At 44.8% G+C, this 7,052-nt stretch carries 5 protein-coding genes; 4 read left to right on the forward strand and 1 reads right to left on the reverse strand.

The window, feature by feature from the left end; genetic code table 11:
- Positions 1–53: 53 nt before the first annotated feature.
- Entirely contained in the window at positions 54–797 is a 744-nt protein-coding gene (locus AB6D58_RS21430; protein WP_372158400.1) for a TetR/AcrR family transcriptional regulator, read from the reverse strand.
- 150 nt (positions 798–947) lie between these two features.
- Here AB6D58_RS21430 and AB6D58_RS21435 point away from each other — a divergent pair, with 150 nt between their 5' ends.
- The 4 genes from AB6D58_RS21435 to AB6D58_RS21450 all read left to right on the forward strand — a co-directional run.
- A complete protein-coding gene (locus tag AB6D58_RS21435; RefSeq protein ID WP_017064636.1) occupies positions 948–2,036 on the forward strand; it encodes an efflux RND transporter periplasmic adaptor subunit in 1,089 nt (362 codons plus the stop codon).
- Entirely contained in the window at positions 2,036–3,091 is a 1,056-nt protein-coding gene (locus AB6D58_RS21440) for an efflux RND transporter periplasmic adaptor subunit (protein ID WP_017065790.1), read from the forward strand. The genes AB6D58_RS21435 and AB6D58_RS21440 overlap by 1 nt, the downstream gene beginning before the upstream one ends.
- Positions 3,088–6,147: an efflux RND transporter permease subunit gene (locus AB6D58_RS21445; RefSeq protein WP_372158403.1), complete on the forward strand. Its 3,060-nt coding sequence runs from the start codon at positions 3,088–3,090 to the stop codon at positions 6,145–6,147. Before AB6D58_RS21440 ends, AB6D58_RS21445 begins: the two co-directional genes overlap by 4 nt.
- A 307-nt stretch (positions 6,148–6,454) precedes the next feature.
- Positions 6,455–7,052: ISL3 family transposase (locus AB6D58_RS21450; protein ID WP_372158406.1), on the forward strand; the 598-nt coding region annotated here is incomplete at its 3' end.

Here is a 7,052-nt window from a genome sequence, read left to right on the forward strand (position 1 = left end):
TCTGTAACGGCGCGTTTTTGTATCTTATAAGCTCATCATGGGTATGAACCCGATTAAGCTTTATGTTCCTGGTTACACTTCCATTCACATGGCACTTGATAAATCAGCTCTTCAATCGAGGTTGGGTTTAGAACCCACTCTTCATCAATATTGAACTTGCTGACCATCTGCGTGTTGAAAAGCTGCCAATGCTTAAGTAGAACATCTTCAGGAGAGGTGACCATATCGCCTTCATTCCAAGTGCTTTCCATAAAGGGAGTGAGGCATACAGCGCCGTTTGCGTACATGATCATTTGCCATTTAACTTCGTAAATGTTGATCATTTTGTCTGGGTTAGCTGCATTGTACTCAGCGGCAAGCCCGTTAATCTCTTTTTCAACATCGCCGACATTGTCGATGAAGTAATCAACTAGGTTGTCTTCTTGGCGAACAGAGTCTGAAATAAGCTGCATTGGCCTACGTGAGTGAATCATGTTGGTGAACAGACGCATGCTAAACAGGTAGATAGCGATATTTGGCGCAACATCTTTTGGCAGCTCTTCCATAATCTTACTGATGTAAGACTGAAAATAATCGTGTAAACAATCACTTATTGCATGCCAAATCTTTTCTTTGCTACCAAAGTGGTGGCGGATAAGGCTATGCGAGACGCCTGCCTTTTCACTGATGTTTCGCAGTGATACACGATCGTAGCCAAAGTCACAGAACATGTCTGCGGCAACGCTCATGATCAAAAAACGCGTCTCTTCGGCGTCTTTTGCACTTCTTCTACCTTGCTTCTTTTCGGTCATCTTCATTTCACATAATTACCTGATTACAACATTCTACACTGTTTTTACTGTAATAAAAAATACTGCACAAGTGGAAAGTAAATCTTGAGAATTATTTAATATTAAATATACTGCCCACCTGTGTAATAAATCATAATAATTAAACGGAGAGGCATCATGCAGTTCAATTTGTCTATCAATGCCATATCGAGCAAGCGCATGGGAGCTGTTATTGCAGCACTATTGCTCGCAGGCTCTCTAACTGGATGTGACAAAGTTCAGTCAGAGGAAAATGTGCAGGTAATCAAGCCAGTCAAGCTGTTCGAAATCCCACAACAGACTGATATTGATCTCGATAGCTTCATTGCAAAGGTTGATGCAACCGACCGTGCGGCACTTTCTTTCCAAGTGGGTGGAGATATAGAAACCTTCGATGTTCGTATGGGACAAGAAGTGAAGAAAGGTCAGGTGTTAGCCGTATTAGACGCGACGGATTACCGTATTGCCGTTGACGCAGCCCAAGCTAAATTTGATCTGGCGAACAGCCAATACAAACAAGCTTCTGAGTTGTATGCGAAAAAACTGGTCAGTACCGATTACTACGACCAAGCCGTAAACACCTTTACTGCCGCTGAAGTTGAGTTGGACCAAGCAAAAACAAACCTTGGCTACACTACCTTAGTTGCTCCATTCGATGGCGTGGTATCGATGGTGTTTGGAAAGCAATATCAATTGATCGCAGAAAAGCAGCCTGTACTGAATATTTTGAATCACAGTGAAATGGATGTGACGTTTTCAATTCCAGTATCAAAGCTTGAAGACCGTTCTATTCAAGACCTAACGAGCTCAAACATGTGGGTTGTGATGGACAGCCACCGCGGCATTCGTATCCCGACTCGCTTTAAAGAAATCTCAACGCAACCAGATGAAGATACCAACAGCTACCAAGCGGTTGTGTCTATCGAAAAGCCAGAAGGCATCAATCTACTTTCTGGTATGACAGCGCAAGTTGAAGTTCAGAAAAGTAAATCTGACTACGGCATTGGTATTGTGGATTCAGCTTGGTTAAACAAAGACGTAGGCCATGGTGAACTATGGCGTTATAACCCTGACTCTCAACTGATTTCTAAAGTACAAGTCCTTCTTGATGAGCAAGGCAAGGTTATCGACGGATTGTCGTCTGGTGACCTTATCGTTGAAGCGGGTGTGGATGTGTTATCAGACGGACAACAAGTAAAAGCTTGGCTTCGTGAGGGCGGTATTTAATGAACCTTTCAAAATTATCAGTTGTTGTCGCGTCGGTTCTGTTACTTCAAGCCTGTAACAATGAAGCTGTACACCGTGAACAACCACCTTTGTTGGTTTCTACCTTTGAAGTTGGCGCACCGCTTACTAATCAGTTCAGAAGTTTTAATGGACAGGTGATGCCAGCTGAATTGACTCCCTTGGCATTTAAGCTAGCAGGCGAGATTCAACAAGTATTAGTAGAAGCGGGCGACAATGTCGAAAAAGGGCAGTTATTAGCCACCTTAGATAACGCAACGTACGTACAAGATCTGACTGATGCTCAATCTCAATTCAAACTGGCAAGCAAACAGTTGGCCCGTGGAACGGAGATGTTTGGCAGCGAAATGTTATCGCAATCAGAACACGACCAACTGACGGCTAACTATAAGCTCGCATCGGCGAATTTGGCGGCGGCGAAACGCAAGCTGAGTTACACAGAACTTTTAGCGCCGTTCTCAGGAACAGTTTCAACTGTCGATAAGCAACGATTCGAAAATACGACGCCTGGAGAAACACTACTGAGTGTGTACCAGAACGACAAGGTGTATGTGCGAATTCAAGTATCAGATTCGATCTTGGCGTCAATTAGCCCAGACATGCGTTCAAATAGCTATCGTCCTGAGGCGACCTTTGGCGGTCACACAGGCCAATATCCACTGACGTATCTAGAACACACCAGTGAACTGCACCCACAATCCCGTACCTACGAATTTTGGATGCAGATGCAGCAGCCTGAAAGTGAAATCCTGCCAGGCACGAGCGTTACGGTCAATGTAGATATGGCGAAAGCGGGCCTGAGCGATGTTCAAGGCTACCAATTACCAATGACAACGCTAGAAGCGGGCTCTGAAGCGAATCAGTTCTATGTGTGGAAAATGGAAGACGGACAAGCATTCAAAAGCGAAGTAGAAGTCGACAAGATCAGTGGCCAAGGCGCACTCATCGCTCATGGTGTTGAGCAAGGTGAGCTACTCGTAAATTCGAATTTAAGAAAACTCCGTGACGGAATCCAATTGTCAGGAAAAGCAGAATGAACATCGCAGAATATTCAATAAAGAACAAAGTAATCAGCTGGCTGTTTCTAGTCATTTTGGCCATTGGCGGTGTGACCTCTTTTGGTAATCTATCCCGTTTAGAAGACCCAGCTTTTACCATTAAAGATGCAATGATTATTTCAACTTACCCTGGCGCTACGTCAATGGAAGTTGAAGAAGAGCTGACTTACCCACTAGAAAAAGAGATAAGACAGCTTCCGTACATCGACAAGATTACCTCGACATCATCGAACGGTATGTCCCAAATTATGGTCAGTATGAAGATGGACTACGGTCCAGACGAGCTGCCTCAGATCTGGGATGAAATGCGCCGTAAGATCAACGATCTACAACCAACACTGCCAAGTGGTGTAAATTCCGTTCAGATCATCGATGATTTTGGTGATGTGTTTGGTGTGATGATCATGCTGACCGGTGATGGTTACGATTACGTTGAGCTCAAACAGTACGCAGATTACCTAACGCGTGAAATCGAACTGGTTGACGGTGTCGGTAAAGTTAGCATTGCAGGTGACCAACAAGAACAACTGTTTGTTGAGATGTCACTGGAACGCTTAGCCGCATTGAACCTAGATATGTCGACGGTGACAGCATTGCTAGCACAACAAAACAGTGTGGTATCGGCAGGCGAGGTGATGCTGAATGGTCAAAGCCTAACGATTAAGCCAAACGGCACATTAAGCACGGTTGAAGAACTAGAAAACCTAATCATTCATGGTCGTGACACTGGCAATCTAATTCGTCTAAAAGACGTTGCTGAAGTGACTCGTGGTATTCAAGAAAAACCGGGTAATGTATTAACGTACAACGGTAAACCTGCAATCAACTTAGGTATTGCTTTCTCATCAGGCGTAAACGTGGTTGAGATTGGTAAAGCACTGGATGCTGAACTGGATCGCCTAGAAAGCATTAAGCCAGCGGGTGTAGAACTGAATTACTTCTACAACCAAGCGCAAGAAGTAGACAAATCTGTGGCTGACTTCTTAATCAGCCTAGTTGAAGCGGTAGGCATCGTTATCATTGTATTGTTGTTCGCAATGGGCTTACGCAGTGGTTTGATCATCGGTTTGGTTCTTCTATTGACGGTATTCGGTACCTTCATCCTGATGGATTACAACGATGTTGAACTGCACCGCATCTCTCTGGGGGCACTGATCATCGCGCTGGGTATGCTGGTGGATAATGCGATTGTTGTCGTTGAAGGTATTTTGGTGGGCTTGAAGAAAGGCAAAACCAAGCTTCAAGCAGCGAAAGACATCGTCAAGCAAACACAATGGCCACTGTTAGGTGCGACCATTATCGCTATCACAGCGTTTGCACCGATTGGTTTGTCGAAGGATGCGACAGGCGAATTCATGGGTTCACTGTTTTGGGTACTGTGTTTCTCACTGTTTTTGAGTTGGGTAACTGCACTAACACTAACGCCATTCCTTGCCGAGATGTTGCTTAAAGAAGAAGACAAGGTTGATGAGAACGAAGACCCATACAAAGGCATCCTGTTTGTGGTATTCGGTGCGTGTCTGAAAGTAGCACTTCGATTTAGATGGCTTACTGTAGTTAGTATGGTCGCTCTATTAGCAGTTTCTGTCGTCGGTTTTGGTATGGTGAAGCAGCAGTTCTTCCCGCCGTCAAATACCCCAATGTTTTACGTAGACATGTGGATGCCAGAAGGCACCGATGTTCGTGAAACGATCAAGCAGACAGAAAAAGTTGAAAGCTACATTCGCCAGCAAGACGACGTGGAGTTTGTAACGACAACGGTTGGGCAGGGCATGCAACGTTTCGCACTGACTTACCAACCAGAGAAAAGCTACGAAGCGTACGCCCAGTTACAAGTAAGAACCACTGACCGCGACACTATGTTTAAGGCTCTAGCGGCGCTAGACAAAGACTTAGCGAACGAATTTGAGCAACCAACGTTCCAGTTCAAGTTGATTGAGTTTGGTCCGTCACCCGCTTCAAAAATTGAAGCGCGTATTATCGGTGCCGATCCACAAGTACTGCGTAACATTGCAGTTGAAGTCGAAGACATCTTGCTTGCCGATCCAGGCTCTCGAAATGTTCGTCATGACTGGCGTGAACGCACTAAAGAACTTGTACCACTGTTCAACGAATCTAAGGCTCGTCGCCTAGGCATTTCAAAAACTGACTTGTCTGAGACATTACAGATGGCGTTTGGCGGTTACAACATCGGCCTACTGCGTGATGGTACTCATATGTTACCTATCGTGGCGCGTTTACCGGAAGAAGAGCGTTTTGATTTCGAATCGCTAAACAATGTGAAGATTTGGAGCCCATCACTACAAACTTACATCCCAGTTGAGCAAGTGATTGATGGCGTAGAGCTTCAATGGTCTGAGCCACTGATTCAGCGTCGCGACAGAAAACGTACGCTAACAGTATTGGCTGACCACGATGTTCTTGGTGATGAAACGCCAGCGAGTCTGTTTGCTCGTGTGAAACCAAAGGTAGAAGCATTAGATTTACCAGAAGGCTACAGCATTAGCTGGGGTGGTGAGTACGAAAGCTCTAAAGATGCGCAAGAATCTCTGTTTGGCTCACTGCCAATGGGTTACTTGCTGATGTTTATCATCACGATGCTTCTGTTTAACTCGGTTCGTAAGCCGCTTGTGATTTGGTTTACGGTTCCACTCTCTATCATTGGTGTTTCAATTGGTCTGTTAGGTACCAATATGCCATTCAGCTTCACAGCGTTCCTTGGCTTATTGAGTCTAAGCGGCATGATTTTGAAGAACGGCATTGTACTGCTTGACCAAATCAACAGTGAGCTATCAACAGGTAAAGACCCATATTTAGCGGTTGTCGACAGTGCGATTAGTCGTGTACGACCGGTATCTATGGCAGCATTAACGACTATCTTGGGTATGATTCCTTTGGTATTCGATGCATTTTTCGGCTCGATGGCGATTACCATCATGGCAGGCTTAGGCTTTGCTACCGTACTAACGCTAATAGTAGTACCGGTGATGTTCGCTATTTTATATAGAATCAAACCGTCCACTGCGGGTTATTAGGGAATGATATAAAACAGATTCTTTTAAGCCAGCCCAGTCAAATTTGACTGGGTTTTTTATGGTTCATCGCGGATTAGCGGGAACTAAAAACAAAAACGGTAGTAAGTGATATGGTTTAGTCGCCAAACAAAAATCATACACAAACTACCGTTTTCATGCCGAATCATACTTTCCTATCTTCATTCTGGGAAGGCTTTCAAATAGTAAAGTCTCACCAGACAGCATCACTTATTACCCTGACTCTTAAACCTAACTCTGAGGCTAAGTGCCTTTGTGGTCTCGAGGCCGAGGCTATTCATGAGTATCAATGCGTCATGTAAAAGAGGCCATGTTGCTCGGTGTTCCTGTTGAACTTTCCGTTCAAACACGAAGAATCAAGTGTTGTGACTGCGGCATAAAAACAGAGTCTCTATCTTGGTTAGAGCCTTATGCTCGCATAACGAAGCGCTTAAAAAGTTATATAGAACAACTGCTGCCTCTTCTTCCCATTAAGCATATCTCCCAGTTAACAAGCGTACATTGGCACACCATTAAAGAGATAGATAAACGCCGACTTCGCCAAGTGGTACCGTCAGTGAAATGGGAGGGGCTAAGGCAACTCGTCATGGATGAGTTCGCTATCTTTAAAGGACATCGGTATGCCACGGTCATCGCTGACGCTAAGACTCACCAAGTTATTTGGATAGGGTTAGGCCGTAGCCGCAAGGACATACGACCGTTCTTCGAGCTGTTAGGCAAGCATGGCAATAATATCGAAGCGGTCGCGATGGACATGAATACGGCTTTTGACCTTGAAGTTCAAGCGCATTGCCCGAACGCAAAAATCGTTTACGACTTATTCCATGTTGTTGCTAAGTTCGGTCGTGAGGTGATGGATAGAGTCAGAGTCGACCAAGCCAACAAAC

This window comes from Vibrio sp. 10N.239.312.D08, from assembly GCF_041466145.1.
GTDB lineage: Bacteria > Pseudomonadota > Gammaproteobacteria > Enterobacterales > Vibrionaceae > Vibrio > Vibrio crassostreae_C.